The sequence below is a fragment of the Hymenobacter sp. genome (assembly GCF_031398885.1).
Classification (GTDB): domain Bacteria; phylum Bacteroidota; class Bacteroidia; order Cytophagales; family Hymenobacteraceae; genus Hymenobacter.
Genome location: NZ_JANNOD010000116.1, coordinates 60,229 through 77,653, shown reverse-complemented (window position 1 = coordinate 77,653; position 17,425 = coordinate 60,229). Strand labels below are relative to the sequence as shown.

At 68.2% G+C, this 17,425-nt stretch carries 12 protein-coding genes; 4 read left to right on the top strand and 8 right to left on the bottom strand.

The features are described 5' to 3' along the window. Positions 1–6: 6 nt before the first annotated feature. On the bottom strand, positions 7–462 hold the full coding sequence (locus RMO51_RS20955; protein WP_310397936.1) for an NUDIX domain-containing protein: 456 nt from the start codon (positions 460–462) through the stop codon (positions 7–9). A 115-nt stretch (positions 463–577) separates the two neighbouring features. On the opposite strand from RMO51_RS20955, the gene murB reads away from it, so the two are divergent. From murB to RMO51_RS20940, 3 genes are all read left to right on the top strand, one after another. Further along, complete coding sequence (gene murB, locus RMO51_RS20950) at positions 578–1,633, top strand: UDP-N-acetylmuramate dehydrogenase (protein WP_310397935.1); 1,056 nt, start codon at positions 578–580, stop codon at positions 1,631–1,633. A gap of 121 nt (positions 1,634–1,754) precedes the next feature. Beyond that, the gene (locus RMO51_RS20945) at positions 1,755–2,726 is read left to right on the top strand and encodes a fibronectin type III domain-containing protein (RefSeq protein ID WP_310397934.1); all 972 of its coding nucleotides are present in this window, start codon (positions 1,755–1,757) and stop codon (positions 2,724–2,726) included. 121 nt (positions 2,727–2,847) lie between these two features. Beyond that, positions 2,848–5,217, top strand: coding sequence for a phospholipase D-like domain-containing protein (locus RMO51_RS20940; protein WP_310397933.1), 2,370 nt, complete (start codon positions 2,848–2,850; stop codon positions 5,215–5,217). A gap of 91 nt (positions 5,218–5,308) precedes the next feature. Here the strand turns inward: RMO51_RS20940 and RMO51_RS20935 are convergent, their stop codons facing one another. The 6 genes from RMO51_RS20935 to RMO51_RS20910 all read right to left on the bottom strand — a co-directional run bounded on the left by RMO51_RS20935 (position 5,309) and on the right by RMO51_RS20910 (position 15,895). Then, the gene (locus RMO51_RS20935; RefSeq protein ID WP_310397932.1) at positions 5,309–6,235 is read right to left on the bottom strand and encodes a hypothetical protein; all 927 of its coding nucleotides are present in this window, start codon (positions 6,233–6,235) and stop codon (positions 5,309–5,311) included. A gap of 165 nt (positions 6,236–6,400) precedes the next feature. Further along, on the bottom strand, positions 6,401–8,086 hold the full coding sequence (locus tag RMO51_RS20930; protein WP_310397931.1) for a hypothetical protein: 1,686 nt from the start codon (positions 8,084–8,086) through the stop codon (positions 6,401–6,403). A 32-nt stretch (positions 8,087–8,118) separates the two neighbouring features. Continuing rightward, positions 8,119–11,091: a S8 family serine peptidase gene (locus RMO51_RS20925; protein ID WP_310397930.1), complete on the bottom strand. Its 2,973-nt coding sequence runs from the start codon at positions 11,089–11,091 to the stop codon at positions 8,119–8,121. 389 nt (positions 11,092–11,480) lie between these two features. Beyond that, entirely contained in the window at positions 11,481–13,922 is a 2,442-nt protein-coding gene (locus RMO51_RS20920) for an endonuclease MutS2 (RefSeq protein WP_310397929.1), read from the bottom strand. 152 nt (positions 13,923–14,074) lie between these two features. Further along, complete coding sequence (locus tag RMO51_RS20915; protein ID WP_310397928.1) at positions 14,075–14,875, bottom strand: TIGR02757 family protein; 801 nt, start codon at positions 14,873–14,875, stop codon at positions 14,075–14,077. Positions 14,876–14,899: 24 nt separating this feature from the next. Beyond that, positions 14,900–15,895: a LysM peptidoglycan-binding domain-containing protein gene (locus RMO51_RS20910; protein ID WP_310397927.1), complete on the bottom strand. Its 996-nt coding sequence runs from the start codon at positions 15,893–15,895 to the stop codon at positions 14,900–14,902. A gap of 182 nt (positions 15,896–16,077) precedes the next feature. Here RMO51_RS20910 and kdsB point away from each other — a divergent pair, with 182 nt between their 5' ends. Continuing rightward, positions 16,078–16,836 carry a 3-deoxy-manno-octulosonate cytidylyltransferase gene (gene kdsB / locus RMO51_RS20905; RefSeq protein WP_310397926.1) on the top strand — a complete coding sequence of 253 codons (759 nt, stop codon included), beginning with the start codon at positions 16,078–16,080 and terminating at the stop codon, positions 16,834–16,836. Between the two features lie 201 nt (positions 16,837–17,037). On the opposite strand, the gene RMO51_RS20900 is transcribed toward kdsB, so the two are convergent. Further along, a complete protein-coding gene (locus tag RMO51_RS20900; protein ID WP_310397925.1) occupies positions 17,038–17,373 on the bottom strand; it encodes a translation initiation factor in 336 nt (111 codons plus the stop codon). Between the last annotated feature and the right edge of the window lie 52 nt (positions 17,374–17,425).

Sequence of the window (17,425 nt, the reverse complement as noted above, 5' to 3'; positions counted from 1 at the left end):
CCGCGGCTACGGCTGGCCGTACACGTCGGCCAGCACCACGGGCAGCCAGCGGGCGCAGGCCAGCGACCGGGTTTCGGCGTACGTGAAGTAGCGCAGCTCCAGGATTTCCGCGTGGTCCGGTTGCGGCGTGCCGTCGGTTATTGCGGCTTCGAACACGGTCATCACACAGCTGACTTTGTCGCCGTTGCGGTACCGGACCAAGAACTCGGGGCCCCCGTACACGCCCAGTATCCCCTGCAAGGCGACCTCGCAGCCGATTTCTTCCCGCGCCTCCCGGCGGGCCGCGGCCTGCGGCGTTTCGTCGGGCTCCACCATGCCGCCCGGGGCCACCCACACGTTGGCGTCGCTGTGCCGGGCCAGCAGCACCCGGCGGTCGGCATCGAACAGCAGCACCGTAACCGAAGGCAAGAGCAGCAGGTCGTGGCCAATCTTTTCCCGGAGGCGGCGGAGGTAAGGCGACATGAAGTAGGAACTGTTAACAAAACGGCCAGCCCGCGCCGGCCGGGCCAAGCCAGCCCCTAAACATACCCACCAAGCCGAAGTAAACCAACCGCCGCTTTGCCCGACCTTTGCCCCCATGATGCCCGCCCTCGAAGAAAACGTTTCCCTCCGCCCCTACAACACCTTTGGCCTCGACGTGCGGGCCCGCTACTTCGCCCGCTTCGCCTCGGCCGACGAGCTGCGCCAGTTGTTGCAACTGCCCGCGGTGCGGGCGGCCGACAAGCTCATCCTCGGCGGCGGCTCCAACCTGCTCTTCACCCAGGATTTCGCCGGCGTGGTGCTGAAAAATGAAATCCGCGGCCTGCACATCGTCAGCGAAGACGGCGACTCGGCCACCGCTCTGGTGCGGGCCGGGGCCGGCGAAAGCTGGCACGGCCTGGTGGAATACGCCCTCGACCAGGGCCTGAGCGGCATCGAAAACCTGTCGCTCATCCCCGGCACGGTGGGCGCGGCCCCGCTCCAGAACATCGGCGCCTACGGGGCCGAGCTGCGCGACACCTTCGACCACCTCGAAGCGGTGGCCATCGCCACCGGAGAAAGCCGCGTGTTCACGGCCGGCGAGTGCGGCTTCGGCTACCGCGAAAGCGTGTTCAAGAACGTGCTCAAAGACCAGTTTGTGGTCACGGCCGTGGTGCTGCGCCTGCACCGCCCGGTCCGCCCGGCCGGGTACGCGCCCAACGTGCGCTACGGCGCCCTCGCCGAAACCCTGGCTGAGCTCGGCATTGCGGGCGAGCCCACGCCGCAGGACGTGAGCCGGGCCGTGGTGCACATCCGCCGCGCCAAGCTGCCCGACCCCGCCGAAGTCGGCAACGCGGGCTCGTTCTTCAAAAACCCCGAGCTGTCCCAGGCCAAGTTCGACCACCTCAAAAGCCAGTACCCCGACCTGCCCGGCTACCCCGTGCCCGGCGGCGTGAAAGTGCCCGCCGCCTGGCTCATCGAGCGGGCCGGCTGGAAGGGGCTGCGCCGCGGCCCCGGCGCCGGCACCCACGGCGTGCACGACCGCCAGGCCCTGGTGCTGGTGCACCACGGCGGCGCTACGGGCGGCGAGCTGCGCCAGCTGGCCGAGGAAATAATTTCCTCCGTACGGCAGCAGTTTGCGGTCGAGCTTCACCCGGAAGTTAATATTTTGTAATAAGGCAGCCCAGGCGTCCTTGTCGTGATTTAATAACCTGAAGGCCAGTGAGTATCCGTAATTTACTCCGACCTTTGCACTGGCTCCGGTTAGGCCGGTCGGCTAATACTTCAATTTTACGATGACGACAACCTTACTTCTTTTGGCCGGCTGGCTGGCCGGTGCGCCCCCGGTGCTGACGGTGAAGGCGGCGCGGGCCCTGGGCCCGGGCAGCACCGTCACGGTGCGGGCGGTGGTGCTGAACGGGGCCGAGCTGGGCAACATCCGCTACGTGCAGGACGCCGAAGCCGGCCTGGCCATCTACGCCCAGCCCGCCAAGGTGCCGGGTTTTGGCGAGCTGCAGGCCGGCGACAGCGTTCAGGTGACGGGCCAGCTCAAGACCTACAACGGACTGCTGGAAATGGACCCCGTGGAGTCGGTGCACAAGCTTGCCACGGGCCGGCGGCTGCGCGCCCTGCGCGTGCCCGCGGGCGAGGCCGCCGCGGCGTTTGCCGAGGCCAACGAGGGCCGGCTCGTCGAGATTACCGGCGTCACGCGCCTGCTCACCCCGGCCGCCACGCCCGCCGGCGTCCTGCGGGGCAACGCCAACTACCTGCTCGACGGCACGGCGGGCGCCCTGCTGCGCGTGGGCACCACCAGCACCGGCGCCAAGGGCCTCATCGGCACCACGGTCCCCACCGCCGAGCCGTTTGACGTGCGCGGGGTGATGAGCCAATACGCCCCCGGCGGCACCGGCGGCTACCAGCTGCTGCCGCGCCTGGCCACCGATTTCGTCCGCGGCGGCGGCCGGCCCCGCCTCACCGAAGAGCCCGTGCCCGTGAACGTGAGCGCCACCGGCTTCACGGTCGTGTACTCGACCCTGAACGCGGGCGACACCCGCATCCGCTACGGCCTCAACGCCAAGGAGCTGAAGCAAACCCGCGTGGATGCCGCCGAAACCACCGAGCACAGCCTCACCCTCGACAACCTGATTCCGGGCACCACTTACTACGTGGAGGTTAGCTCGCGCAACGCGGCCGGCACCGAGACGGCCGCCCCCGTGCCGTTCGTCACGGGCAGCGGCAAGCGCCCGCGCCCCGCCACCAAGAATTAAGCGCCCGACAAGCCCGGCGGAACGGGGGTGGCGTGGCTTTTTTCGCTGTAATTCAGCATCTTTGTGGGCTGGCTCTTAGCTTTTTCTGTGGACTTAATCATTTCATAACCTGCTTTTCTTTATGAAGAAGTTTACCCTGTTGGCCCTGCTGCTGAGCGCGGCCACCTGGCGGCCCGTGGCGGCGCAAACATCCGTCTCCATCGCGGCGGCGCGAACCCAGGCGCCCGCCAACAACAACGCCGCCGGCGCGGCCGTGACCGTGCGCGGCGTGGTGACCAACGGCCCCGAGCTGGGCATTATCCGCTACCTGCAGGACGGCACGGCCGGCATCGCGGCCTACGCGGGCACGAGCTCGCCGGCGGCGGTGCAAGCGGCCATGATGGCCGTGCGGCCCGGCGACAGCATCGTGGTGACCGGCAACTTGAAAAATTTCAACTCCCTGCTTGAGCTCGACCCCGTGACCAGCCTGACGGTGCTGGCCGGCAACCGGCCGCTGCCCGCCCCGGTGGTGTTTCCGGCCGGCGGCATCGCGCCCGCCTTTGCCGAAGCCTACGAAGGGCAACTGGTGCGCTTCGACGGGCTGACCTCCGTCAATACCTCGGGCGGCGCAACGGTCACGTCCTTTGCCTCGACCACGTACCGCATCAACAACAACGCGGCCACCGTGCTGTACATCAACGCGGCCAGTAACACCCCCGACGGCCTCATCGGCAAGCCCTCGCCCACGGGCACCTTCGACGCGGTGGGCATTCTGAGCCAGTTTGCGGCGCCCAATTCGAACGCCACCACCACCGCCCGCGGCTACCAGCTCCTGCCGCGCCTCTACGCCGACTTCGTGCAGGGCGCCACGCCCAACCTGACCTCGGCGCCGGTGCCCACCGACATCAGCACCACGGGCTTCACGGTGAGCTTCAGCACCCAGAATGCCGGCAGCGCGCAGGTGAGCTACACCACGGTGCCCGTGGCGGCGGGCGGCACGCCGCCCGCCGGCCAGCCCATCGTCGTGACGGCCGCCGGCACCGGCACCCAGCACAGCGTGGCACTCACTGGTTTGCAGCCCGCCACGGTGTATTACGTGCAGGCCGTATCGGTGAACGCCACCGGCCGTTCCGAGTCGCGCGTGACGCCCATGATTACCGCTTCGCTGTCCTCGGGCCGCATGAAGACGTACTTCAACAGCACCGTGGACAACAGCCTCGCGCTGCCCAACAACAACGCCGTGTACCTGCCCAACGGGGCCATTGCCGACACCCTGGCCGCCTACATCGCCCGGGCCCAGCAGACGCTCGACATCACGATTTACAACTGGAACAGCCCCACCATCCTGGCGGCCGTGAACGCGGCCCACGCCCGGGGCGTGCTGGTGCGCGTCATCTACGAAGACGACAACTCCAACTTCAGCATCGCCGGGCTGACGGCGGCCATTCCGCGCGTGTTCCGGCCGGCCGGCGCCGCCGTCAACACCACCAGCATCATGCACAACAAGTTCGTGGTGATTGACGCCGCCAGCACGGCCCGGGCCCTGGTCTGGACCGGCTCGACGAACTGGACCCCCGGCCAGCTCGCCACCGACCCCAACAACGTGGTGACCGTGCAGGACCAGAGCCTGGCCCGGGTGTACACCATGGAGTTTGAGGAGATGTGGGGCAGCGCCACGGCCACGCCCGGCACGCCCTTGTTTGGCTCGCGCAAAACCGACAACACGCCGCATTACCTCGTCATTGGCGGCAAGCAGGTGCAGTCCTGGTTTTCGCCGACCGACAACGTGAACTCGCGCCTGCTCGAAACCATCCGCACGGCCGACTTCGACCTGCACGTGCTCTCGATGCTGGTCACGCGCACCGACGTGGGCCGCGTCCTGGGCACCCAGGTGAGCCAGCGCGGCATCGGCACCTGCTCCGACGGCCTCACCAACGACACCAGCGGCGTGGCCGGCTTCGTGTTCCGCACCATCCGCGGCGGCGGGCTGGGCCCGCGCTACCTGCTCGACCGCCAGCCGGGCATCATGCACCACAAAACCCTGATTGTGGACGCCGGCGCCGCGCAGTCGGACCCGACCGTGTTCGTGGGCTCGCACAACTGGACCGCCTCGGCCGACACCGAGAACGACGAAAATACCCTCGTCATCCACGACGCGCGCATCACGAACCAGTACTACCAGGAGTACGCCGCCCGCATTGCCGCCCAGAACCAGGGCATCGCGGCCTGCCGCCTCGTGCTGGCCACCCGCGCCGGCACGGTGCAGGCCAGCACCCTGCAGGTGTACCCCAACCCCGCCCGCGGCAGTTTCCGGCTGCACTTGGCCAGCACCTTGGCCCGCACCGCCCGCGTGGTGCTGCGCGACGCCACCGGCCGCGTGGTGCTGGAGCGCACCCAGCCCCTGACCGGCACCGACCTGGCCATCGACGCCACGGCGCTGAAAGCCGGCCTGTACCTGGTGCAGGTCACCACCCCCGAAGCCGTGCAGGTGAGCCGGGTGGTGGTGGAGTAGCCGTCTGCCTGAAAAAACTAAAAAAGGCGGCTCCCGGATGGGGGCCGCCTTCTTTAGTTGCTATTCATCCAATTACTGCGGGCGCAACCCCCTAAGCGTGCACCCAGAACCCGTGGCGGGCAAACCGTTCGGCGCGCCACCACACCTGGCCGCCGTACTCGAAGTTGCTGGCGCCGGCCTGGCTCATGAGCGGCGTGGTGACGGCCCCGCCGGCCTGGCGGGCGGCCCGGTGCTGGGCGGTTTCGGGCACCACGGCGCAGATGTGCCCCGGCCGGTTCAGGTCGCGCCGCTGCGCGCTCACGATGCACACCTGCCCGGCGTTGGCCGCGGCCTGCACCGCCGTCAGGTCCACGGCGCGGCGCCAGCCGAAGTCGGCCCCGAACTCTTCCAGCCAGTTGTAGAGGCTGTTGGCGTTGAGCTCCACCACGGTGGTGCCGTAGGCGGGGTGCACGGTTCCGCCCGCCGCCAGGGCCAGCAGGGCCCGGCGCGTCCACCACACCCGCGGCAGGTAGGTGTCGGCCAAATGGCAGTAGTCGTGGGCGTAGATGTTGCAGTAGGTTTTGCCGCCCGCGGCCGCGTAGCGCGCCGACCGGCTCACCCGCAGAAAGGCAATGATGTCGGTGAGCTGCGCAGCCTTCTCGGCGTCCGGGCCCGGGCGGCCGGGGTGCGCCTCGGTGAGGTCGAACACCCGGGGGCCGTCGTCGGACTGGTTGCGGCGGATGGGGCCGGAGCTGGGGAGCCGGGCCGCGCGCAGGTGGGGCACCGCCGCCGGGGCGGCGCCCATCCCGTTGGAGGAGCCGGCCACGGCCCGCAGAAACGAGGCTTTCACGAAGCCTTCCACCGCCGTGCCCTGCAAGTCGGCCTGCACGCGCAGCCAGCCGGCGGTGGGGCCGGGGACCAGCGCGCGCACCCGCTGGCCCTGCCGCAGCCGGGCAATAATGGAGCGGGGCTCCACAATGGTGTTGGAACGCAGGTTCAGCTCAAGCGGAACCACTTCGAATACAGTGCCGGTAGCCATGGGAAATGAAGGTAAGAGTTGGTGAAAAATGAACATTGATGCCCTGCGCAGAGGCGGCGGAGCGGGCACTCCGGCCGCCGGTCGTGGCCAGCTTCCGCGGCTGAGTGCCTCGGGCTAGCGCACTCAAGCAACGGCGGGCGCCACCCCAAACGGGCGGCGCCCGCCTCACCCCCACCAGCGGGCCAGGAAGTTGGCGCCGTTGTCGTACAGCAGCTGGCGCAGGGGGCCGCTGCCAAACGCTTGCTCGTCAAACGCCGCGCCGCCGGCCGTGAGCACCGGGGCCTGGCCGGGGCGGGCGGCCCGGTAGGCGCGCTCGGCCCGCGGAAAGGCGCGCAGCAGCTCCCGCTCGAAGGCGGGCAGGTTGTCGGCCTGGGCGCAGGCCTTGACGGAATCAATCAGCCCGTCGTAGTCCGAGCCCACGCACACGAAGGTCCAGCCGTCGAGCGGCTGCCCGTCCGCGGCCGGCGTGGCGTTGATGACGGCCACCACGTGCAGCACGTTGAGGCAGAAAAGCATGATTTCGCGCTCCCGGCGGCTGGTGCCGAACAGCTCCTCGCCCAGCTCGGCGGCGGCCAGCTCGCGGCCGTCGGCGGCCTCGTCCGGGGGCGGGGGCAGCCGGGGCAGGCGGCGGGCCAGGTCGGGAAACAGCGCCGCGAAATCGGCCGGCGACATGTAGTCGGGCGCGAATTGGTCGAGCTGGTTGAGCAGGCGCTTGGCGGCGCCCTCGAAACCCAGGATGCGGGCGTCCAGGCTCAGGCCGAGCAGGCCGCCGCTGCGGGCTATTTCGGCGATGTCCTCGTCGAGCAGGTTCAGGGTCCAGGAATTGAACCACACGCTTTCCTGGTCGTTGAGCTGGCCGGCTTCCTGGCGCTGGGTGCGCATCCGCACGCAGGGCACCAGCGCGTCTTCCACCCCAAACTCGGTGAGGCGGCCCTTGAGCTCGGCCAGCGGAAAGCCCGTGACCCCGACGTGGCTGGCCAGGATGGGAATGCCCGCGGCCGGCGCCACAAAGCCGGCCACTTCCCCCGCCAGCAGGACCCGCCGGTAGGCGTAGAACTCCAGCCGGGCTTGCAGGCTCATGTGCTTCACGTCGATGAGGATGGGGAATTGCTGGGCCGCGACGTCCAGGCAGGCGCGCACCACGTCCTTGCCCAGCTGGCGCAGGCCGGCCATCTGGGGCCGGGTCTGGCCCAGTTGCTTCACCAGCTTGAAGGCGTAGGCGTGGCTACACAGCTGCTGCTCGCGGATGTGGCTGAAATGGGTGAGGGTGAGGTAGAACAGGTCCCGGGTCGGGTGCGCGCGGTACTCCCGGACGCGCGCCGCCGGGTCGCCGGGGCCCGAGACTTCGTCGATGCGCCGGCGGCTGAGGCCGTGGCCGCCCTCCAGGGCCAGCACCAGGTTGAGCTTGCCGGCGTCCACGGCCCGGCTGGTTTTGCGGGAAAGCAGCTTGACCTGCTGCCCAAAGTGCTGGGCCGCCCACTCGTAGAAGCTCAGCTCCTTGCCCACCAGGTCGTCGTAGCTGCCCTGGCCTTCGCGCACGAACTCGAAGAACCGCTCGTCGAGCGGGGTTATCCGGTGGCTGTCGAGCAGGGCCAGCTTGCCCTGGTCAGAGGCCAGTACAAACTCAATGGCAATCAAATTGGCGACGCCCACCTGCACGTTGCCCGCCCGTGCCTGGTCCACGCTCGCCTGGCTTTCGAGGATGCGGCCGGCCAGCGCATCAACGAGCTTGCCCAGCAGCGGCAGGCGAATGGGGCGCGCCCACCGGTCGTCCTGCCGCTTCGCGTCGTCGAATTCCACCAGCAGTTGCTTGAACAGCGGGTGAAAATGAAAATCAAAGTAAGGTGCCATGGCAGGTTCGGTTGCGGCTGCGGGAGGAAAAATCAAGAGGATTTTCGGCGACTTTTGCTCCCGCCCGGTGCCCTACTCAATTTAGCGGGCGAAGCCGCCGGCGGGGGCGAGGAAGGCGGCCCCGCCGGCGGCGGCGCGACGGGCGGCGCCGTGTAGGTCGGTTTGCTCCTGGTTTGCAGCGCCTGCAACGCCCGCAGGCGCTCGTAGGCGTTGGCCGCCGGGGCGGCGGTGCTTTCGCGGGCCAGCGGCCGGCCGGTCAGGCTGCTTTGGCTTTCGAGCACGCGGGCCGCCACCTGGGCGTGGGGGCTCAGGCCAGCGGAAAAACCTTGCAGCTCCCGGGCGCCGGGGCCCGTCGTGCCCGCCACCGGCGCCGCCCCGAGTACCTGCTGCCAGGTTTTGTAGGTGAGCTCCCGCAGCGCCAACGGCTCGCGCTCGGCCGGCCCGCGCTCGATTCCCGGCCGGCGGGACTCGGCGTAGGCGTGGCGCAGCTGGTCCACGGCGGGCAGGGGCGCCAGCAGCAGCGCATCCACCTGCAGGATGCCGGCCCCGTACCGGTCCTTCGGCAGCTGGCTGGCGGGCCGGGCCGTGGTGGTCAGGCAAAACCGAAAGGCCTCGACGCGCTGCCAGGGCTCGGGGTAGGCCAGGGCGTGCTGGTGCCGGGCCAGCCAGAGCAGCGCCGCCGCCGCCACGTGCGGCGTGGCGTAGCTGGTGCCGCTGCCGTAGGCCATGTCCTCGTCGTCGTCGTCGGTCAGGATGGGCACGTACACGTCCTCGCCGGGGGCGGTGATGTCGACCTCGGGCCCGCGGCAGCTGCCGTCCCAGGGGCCGTCGTTGGCGTTGGAGGCGGCCACGCAAATCACGCCGGGGTACTTGCCGGGCGCTATCACGAAGCGGACCTCGTTGCCGGCGGCGCAGCACCAGATGGTGCCGCGCTCGTAGGCGTAGCGGGCCACGGCCTCCAGGGCGCTGTTGCCGAGCGTGCCCATGCTCATGGTGAGCACCGGGTAGCCGCTGTCGACGGCCATGTGCACGCCGCGCACCAGCTCGCTGACCCGGTCGATGAGAATGACGGATTTGGCCACCCGGAACGGCGTGAGTAGCACCCCGGCCGCGCCCTGCGGCGCCGTGCGCAGGAAGCCGGCGTTGCCATCGTGCCCGTTGCCGATGCCCGCGGCGGCGGCCACCCCCACCAGCACGCTGCCGGTGCGGGTGCCGTGGCCCGGCGCCTTGAGCACGCCCGAATCCAACTCGTCGCGGGCATCGGCATCGTCGCCCACCAGGTCGTAGTCGGCCGTGAGGTCGTAGCCCCCGTGCAGCTTGGAGTGGTCCGAATAGCCAGTATCGAACTGCCCGATGCGCAAATCCGAAAGGGCGGCCACGGCGGCGGCGTCCAGGTGCTGCGCGGTCAGCCGGTCGAAGCCGGTGGCGCGGCGGTTCCACCCCCGAATCTGCTGCAAGTCGGCGGAGACGTTGGAATCCAGGCCGCGCAGGTGCACGCTGCCGGCCCAGTGGCGCAGGAATTTTTCCTCGTTCCACTTCGAGCGGCCGTCCTCCCAAATGCCCAAAAAACCGCCCTCGGTCGCGCGCGGGGCGGCGGCCAGGTCTTGGCCGGCCAGGCCCGAGGTGGTCCGCTGGGGCAGGTCGGGCTCCGCTTCCATCACCCCGTCGATGGTTTCGAGCTGCGCGGCCACGGCCCAGGGGTCACCGCCGGCCGGCAGGTCCAGCACCACGTAGCCGGCCAGGGCCGACCGGCTTTCTTCGGGCACCAACGAGCGGAGCTGCCCCGCCGGAAAATGGCTTAGCACGGCCTGCCGGGCATATTCGGCGGCCACCCGGCCCGTGGCCAGCCGCAGCAGGTAAGGCACGCGCGGGCTGCCCGCCGGGGCGGGCGGGCCCACGGCCGCAGGGGCCGGCAAAGGAGCATCCGTGGCTGGCGGGAGAGGGGCGGGGTTGAGGGGCGTGTTCTTGCGCAGCAAGCCCCCCAGCAGGGCCTGGCGCCGCGTTTCTGGGCCGGCCTGGGGGGGCAGCAGGCCCAGCGCTTCCACAATTTTGCTCACGCGCACGCCCTGGTTGGCCACCCAGTCAATCGACTCGTCGCGGTCACCGGGCTGGTAAAGAGAGCCGTCCTTTTTGAGGTAGTTGCCGCGGGCGTCGCGCCGGGGCACGCCGGCGTTGTGCAGGGCAATGATTTCGCCCGTGCCCAGGGCCACCACCATCGAGCCGCTGGAGCCCGGCTCGGTGTCGCTCTCGTAGAACAGGTGCTGGTCGGCGCCGGGCTGGTCGGTCACCTTCAGCAGGCGGATGTCGCGCAGCACCACTTTCTTGAAGTCGCCATTCGGGTGCTGAATCACCAGGCAGTTTTCGCCCTCAATAATCTTGCCCAGGCCGCCGTCGAGGGTGACGTGGCGGTAGGTGGTCAGGGGCTTGCCCAGCTGGCTGGCCGGCTCCACGGCCACCACCGTGAAGTCCAGCTCCTCGTACGGGTCGTCGGGCTGGGTTTCGCGGGGCGTCAGGAAAAACTCTTCGGGTAACAGTCGAAACGTTTCGCCGGGCTGGGGCTGGCTGTCCTCCGTGCGCTCGTAGCCCATCGTGACGTGCGCGCCGGCGGCGGCGGCGCGGTTGGGCAGCACGTGGTGGTTGGTGATGAGCAGGCCCTCGCCCACCAGCCAGCCGGTGCCGAACTCGCCGCCGGCCAGCACGATGCGGCCCACGCAGCGGCTGTAGCCCACGATGCGCTGCAGCACGCAGGCGTCCTGGTAGTCGGGCTGCCCCATGGAGCGCTCCAGCGCCTGGCGGGGCGGCTGCGGGGCCCCGCGCAGCATGTCCCGCTCCCGCTCCAGGCGGGCCTGCACCCGTTCGGGGTCGGGCGAAATATCGGTGAGCAGCTTCAGTCCCTGGCGGAACAGGTCGATGTCGCCCTCGATGCGCTCAATTTCGGTGGCGAATTGGGCGTAGTGGTCGGCCGAGCGCCGCATGGCGGCCCAAGCTGGGGGAAGGATGGACATGGCGAGTAGGGTTTACCGACAAGGGCCGCACCGGGCGGGTACGCCCGACGCAATCTCGCGGTAAATATATGCCATCAAATATATTAAACCCAACCAATTTCCGCATCAGTGCCAGCACTGAATGCTCTGCCGTACCGCTTCCAGGTCAGCGCACGTGCTGCCCCGCTTCCAACGGCACCCACCTGGCGCGGGGCTCCGGCCCCGTGCCGCTTACGCGTGGGCCTCTGGCCCACAGCACGGGCATCGCCGCGCCCGTGGGCGGTGCCTCATCGCCCGGGGTTGCGCGCCCGGGCCGGCCGGAGGCCGGGGAGTAACCGGCACGGGGCCGGAGCCCCGCACCAAGCTCCGCGCCTTACTACTTTAAAACGCCCGGGGGCAGGAGCGGGTCCTTACTTCAGCACCGCAATGGTGACGCCGTCGCCGCCGCGGTCGGCGTGCTCGTCGGCCACGCTGGCCACGGCGCGCTGGCGGCGCAGGTAGTCGCGCACCACCTGGCGGAGCACGCCGTTGCCGCGGCCGTGCAGAAACTTTACCTCCGGCATCCCCAGCATCACGGCGTCGTCGACGAAGCTCATGGTTTTGGTGAGGGCGTCTTCGGCGCGCTCGCCGCGCAGGTCCAGCGTGGGGCTGAAGCCGGCCATGCGGTCGGTGATGTTGATGCCGTTGCCGCCGGAGCTGCCGCCGCTGAGCTTGGATTTTTTGGCCTTGGCGGCCTGCTCCCGCTCGCGGATTTCGGCGCGGCCCAGCTTTTCGAGCTGGCTGATTTTCACCAGCGTTTTGAGGCCGCCGAACAGGACCTCGGCGGTTTTGCCCTTCACGCTCACCAACTCGCCGTGGCCTTCCTGACCAAACAGGGCCACTTTGTCGCCGGGCTGAAGGTCGCCGGCCACGGCCCGCTCGCGGGTGGCCTTGGGCTGGGGCGGCTCAATCTGCAGCTCGGTGCGCACGAAGGCGTCGAGCTTCTCGCGGGCCTGCTTGTTGACTTCCTTGTCGGCCTGCCCGCGCCGGATTTCGCCGATAGTGGCCTCGATTTGCTGGTTGGTGTTCACCAGCAGGGCCTTGGCCTGCTGCTTGGCGGTGCGCAGGGTTTCGAGGCGGGTGTCTTCGAGGTGCTGCTTGAGGTCGGTGTACTCCTGGGCGGCGCGCTTGAGGCGCTTTTCCGCTTTGGCGGCCTCGGCGGTGCGTTGTTCCAGCTCGGTCTTCTCTTTCTCCAGGCCTTCGAGCAGGCGGTCGTAGCGAATCTTGTCCTTGCCCACCAGCTGGGTGGCACGCTCCACCACTTCCTTCGGCAGGCCGATTTTGCGGGCAATTTCAATGGCAAACGACGAGCCCGGCTTGCCCACTTCGAGGCGGTAGAGGGGCTGCAGCTTCTCAGGGTCGTAGCGCATGGCGCCGTTCACCAGGTGCGGGGTGCGCTCGGCGAAGTTTTTCAGGTTGGTGTAGTGCGTGGTGATGACGCCGTACACGCGGGCCTGGTTGAGCTGGTCGAGCACGGCTTCGGCAATGGCGCCGCCCAGGCTGGGCTCGGTGCCGGTACCGAACTCGTCAATCAGGACCAGGCTTTTCTTGCCGGCCAGCAGCAGGAACTGCTTCATGGCCAGCAAGTGCGAGGAATAGGTACTCAGGTCGTTTTCCAGGCTCTGCTCGTCGCCGATGTCCAGAAAGATGTCCTCGAACACGCCCGCTTCGGAGTTGTCGGCGCACGGGATGAGCAGGCCCATTTGCAGCATGAACTGCACCAGGCCCACGGTTTTTAGGCTCACCGACTTGCCGCCCGCGTTAGGGCCGGAAATGACCAGGATGCGCTGCTCGGCGTTCAGCTCCAGGTCCAGCGGCACCACTTCGCGGGGGTCGCCGTTGTCGCGCTTGTGCTGAGCAAAGGCCAACTGCAGCAGCGGGTGGCGCACTTTCACCCACTTCAGCAGCGGCTTGTTGTGCAGCACCGGCAGGCGGCAATCCAGCGTGACGGCCAGTCTTGCCTTCGCTCTGATGAAGTCAATCAGCCCCAGGTAAGCATACGCCTTGCGCAGGTCCGGGATGTGCGGGCGCAGCTGGTCGGTCAGGGCCGTGAGGATGCGAATCAGCTCGCGGTGGTAGGCGTTGTCGAGGTCCTTGATGTCGTTGTTGAGCTCGAATACGGCTTCGGGCTCGATGAACACCGTCTGGCCCGAGGCCGACTCGTCGTGAATCAGGCCCTTCACCTTGCGCTTGTGCTCGGCAATAACCGGCAGCACCAGCCGCCCGCCGCGGATGGTCGGCTCGGCGTCGCCGGGAATCCAGCCCTCGGTTTTGGCGTGGCGCAGGATGCCGGCAATCTGCTTGCGCAACTGTCCCTGGCGCGCAATCAACTCCTGCCGAATCTGGCGCAGCAGCGGCGAAGCGTCGTCGCGCACCTGGCCTTCGTCGTCCACCACCTTGTCCAGGTTGGCCAGCAGGTTGCGGTCGACCTGCACGCCGATGCCCAGCAGGCGCAGCGTGGGGTACAGGCCCTCGGGCGCGTCCGAGAAAAAGCTTAGCGCCTGCCGAATGGTGCGCAGGCTCATCTTCACCTCAAAAAACGCGGCCACGTCGAGGTAGGCGCCCGGCAGGGCCGCGCGCTTGAGGTGCACCTTGGCATCGTGGTAATGCGCGGCCGGGAAGTCGGCCCCGGCGCGCAGCAGGTAGGCGAATTCGTCGGCCTGTTGCAGCAGCTTTAGCAGGGGCTCGTGCCTGGTCTGAAACTCCATGCGGGCCACGTACTGGCGGCCCAGGGCCGAGAGGCAATTGGCCTCCAGCTGCTCGCGCAGGGTGCTGAAGCCGATTTTTTGTTCGAAGTGTTGGGGTAGCAGCAAGTAGTTGAGCTTAGCGGTATCTACGGGAATAGGACGCGAAGATAAACAGCAGGCGGGGCGGGAAAGATTCGCGGGTATTACCGCTTGTTTACCTATTCGGTATTGCCTTCCCCGGAACCGTCCCCCGCCTTTTTCAACGTATTTGAGTTTCGTTACCCGCCATTCTTTGCGTCCACTCCCGCCCCAAACAGCGCAAAGTCGTACTTCACCGGGTCCAGCGGGTCGAGCAGGCGCAGGTTCGCGGTCAACTCCTCGGCCGCCTGCCAGTCCACCCGCGGGCGGGTGAGCAGGCCCAGCGGGCGGGCCTGCCGCTCCACGTGCAGGTCGATGGGCATGACGAGGTCGGCCATAGAAAGCCGGGTCCAGAGGCCGAAGTCCACCCCGCGGCCGTCGCGGCGTACCAGCCAGCGCAGGTACATGTTCACTCGCTTGCAGGCCGAGCCGCGGGCCGGCGTGGCCACGTGCTTGCGGGTGCGGGCGGGGGCCTCGGGCAGCCTGAAGAACAGGGTGTGGAAGTTTTCGAGCCGCTCGCGCTGGGTGGCGCCCTGCAAGAAAGCGTCTTCCAGCGTCTCGTGCCGCTCGTAAAACCAGCGCAGCCAGTGCACGAAGTACAGCAGGTCGGTGTCGCAAAACGTGCGGTGGCAGAAGCCCAGCAGCCGCTTCAAATCCTCGTCCCGGTGCTGGGTGATGAACTGGTGCGGGGCGTCGTCCATCCGGCGCAGCAACTCACTGCACTTACTGATGATGGTGGGCCGTTGCCCCCAGGCCAGCAGCGCGGCAAACAGCGCGCTGATTTCCACGTCCTGCCGCCGCCGGAAGCGGTGCGGAATCTGGATGGGGTCGTTCGCGATGAACTCCGGGCGGTTGTACCGGGCGTACCGCTCCTCCAGCACCTCGCGCAGCCGGGCCGCGTCGGGCACCGGCCGCACCGGCGGGGCACCCGATGGCGGCACGGCTTTTTTAGCGCTCCCGGCCACCTACGGCACGTAATTGGTTTCGACCCGGAACCGGGCGTCGGCCGTGCCCAGCTTTTGCACGGCCCGCGGCGAAAGGCGCACCAGGATGTTGTTGTTTTCGCCCGTGTTGGGCAGCTTGCCAATCACGCGCACGTAGACCGACAGGCCGTTCATGCTGTTCTTGACCTGCATGATGGTGCCCACGGGGGCCGTTTTGTGCAGCGCCAGGTACTTGTCGGTAACGCTGCGCTCGATGGACGCGCCCAGCCCGGACTCCACCACGCGGGCCAGCACCTCGCTGGCTCGGCTGGGAGCGGGGCGGTCTTCGCTGGCGGGTTCTTCGGCTTTCTCCTTTTCGGCCGGCGGCGCGGGCGTCACGGTGGCAATTTCGGCGGGCTTGTCGGGGGACGGCGCGGCGGGCGTTTTAACAGCCGGGGCCGCCGCCGCGGCTTCTGTTTCCGCAGGACGCGCGACCACCGGCACGGCCTTGGGCGCGGCCGTTGCCGCGGCGGGCACCCCGGCCTCGGCAGCCGTGAGCAGCAACTGCTGGCCCACGCGCACGGCCCCGCTGACGGGCAGCTTGTTCAGCTTGATGAGGTCATCGGGCGTGAGCTGAAAGCGGCGGGCAATGCCAAACAGGGTTTCGCCCTTCGCCACGGTGTAGCGCGCGGGCGCGGCCCCGTTGGCCGGCGCCGGACCGACCGGCGCCGCTTTGCCAATGGCGGGCGCCGCCGCGGCTTTCCCCCCGGCGGGCCGGGGCACGAACACTATTTGCCCGATGCCCAGGCCATTTTTTATCTGCGGGTTGGCGGCCGTGAGCTGGTCCAGGGTCACGCGGTAGCGGCGCGTGAGGGCGGTCAGGGTTTCGCCGGCGGTCACGCGGTGCTTCACGAAGCGCTGGCCGCCGCGCATTTCCACGCCAATCGAGTCCGTGGGGGCGCTTCTCGAGAGGCCGGCTTTGCCGGGGCCCGGGCCGCCCAGGGCCAGCAGCGTGAGCAACGAAAGAATTACAGTCATACTTAATAAGCCTTGCAAAATCCGCACTGCCCCCGCCCGGGGAACCGGCACAGCGGCCAGCAACGACAAAATAACGCAAAAACCGGCGGGCAATTAGCTCCGGGTTGTTTCCGCCGCGCCGGGCTCCCGTTCTTTGAATCCGAAAACTCCCGCGCTTCCGCGGCTGCTGCTCCTTCCTTCCCATGGTTCTTGGCCTCATTCCCGCCCGTTTTGCTTCCACCCGCCTGCCCGGCAAGCCACTCGTCGACCTGGGCGGGCGCAGCATGATTCAGCGGGTGGTGGCCCAGGCCCGGCAGGCCAACTTAGCCCGGGTGGTAGTGGCCACCGACGACGAGCGCATCCGCCGGCACGTGGAGGAGTTTGGCGGCGAGGCCGTGCTCACCCGCCCCGACCACCCCAGCGGCACCGACCGGCTCTGGGAAGCCTTCCAGCAGCTGGGCTCGCCCCTCGACGTGCACTGCATCGTCAACATCCAGGGCGACGAGCCCTTCGTTCACCCCGCCCAAATCAACGCCCTGGCCGATTTATTCGCCGACGCGGCCACGGCCCCCGACATTGCCACGCTGGTCAAACCCGTGGTATCGGCGGAAGAGCTGCTCAGCCCGCACCTGCCGAAAGTGGTACTCAGCCAGCAAGGCCACGCCCTGTACTTCAGCCGCCACCCCCTCCCCTACCAGCGCGGCCGCGAGCCCGCCGAGTGGCTGGCCCACCACCGCTACCTGCGCCACCTGGGCCTCTACGCCTACCGGCCGCAGGTGCTGGAGCAACTCACGCAGCTGCCTGTGTCGCCCCTCGAAGCCGCCGAAAGCCTGGAGCAGCTCCGCTGGCTGGAAGCTGGTTTTCAAATTCACTGCGTCGAAACCGAGCTGGACACGTTTGGCATCGACACGCCCGGGGACGTGGACCGGGCAAGGCTGCGCCTGATGAGGAATGAGGAATGACGCTGCGCTTAATGAGGAATGAGGAATGAGGAATGAGCAAAAGGAACGTCATGTCGAGCTTGCCGAGACATCTCGCGCGCTTCGTTGCACGATTGAGTTACTGCCGCACGCGAGATGCTTCGGCTACGCTCAGCATGACGTTCCTTTTGCGCACTGCTCATTGCTCATTCTTCATTCCTCATTCTTCATTAAGCGCAGCGTTCACCCGCCGGCTTTTTTGGCCTTGTAGCCGGCCTTGAGCAGCACTTCCAGCACCTTGTCGCGGAAGTCGCCCTGCACCAGTACTTCGCCGTCCTTGGCGTTGCCGCCCACGCCGCACTTGGTTTTGAGCAGCTTGCCCAGGGCTTGCAAATCCTCGTCGGTGCCCACGAACCCGGTCACGAGCGTGACCTGCTTGCCGCCGCGCTGCTTCTTGTCGAGCTGCACCCGCAGCTGCTGCTGCGGCGGCGGCAGCGTGGCGGGGGCGGCGGGCTCGCCGGTCTGATAAGAAAATTCAGGGTCGGTGGAGTACACCACCCCGGTGCGGTTTGTCTTCATGATTTTCGTTGTTCGTTGTTCGTTGCCAGTTATTTGTTGCTCGTGGCTCGCT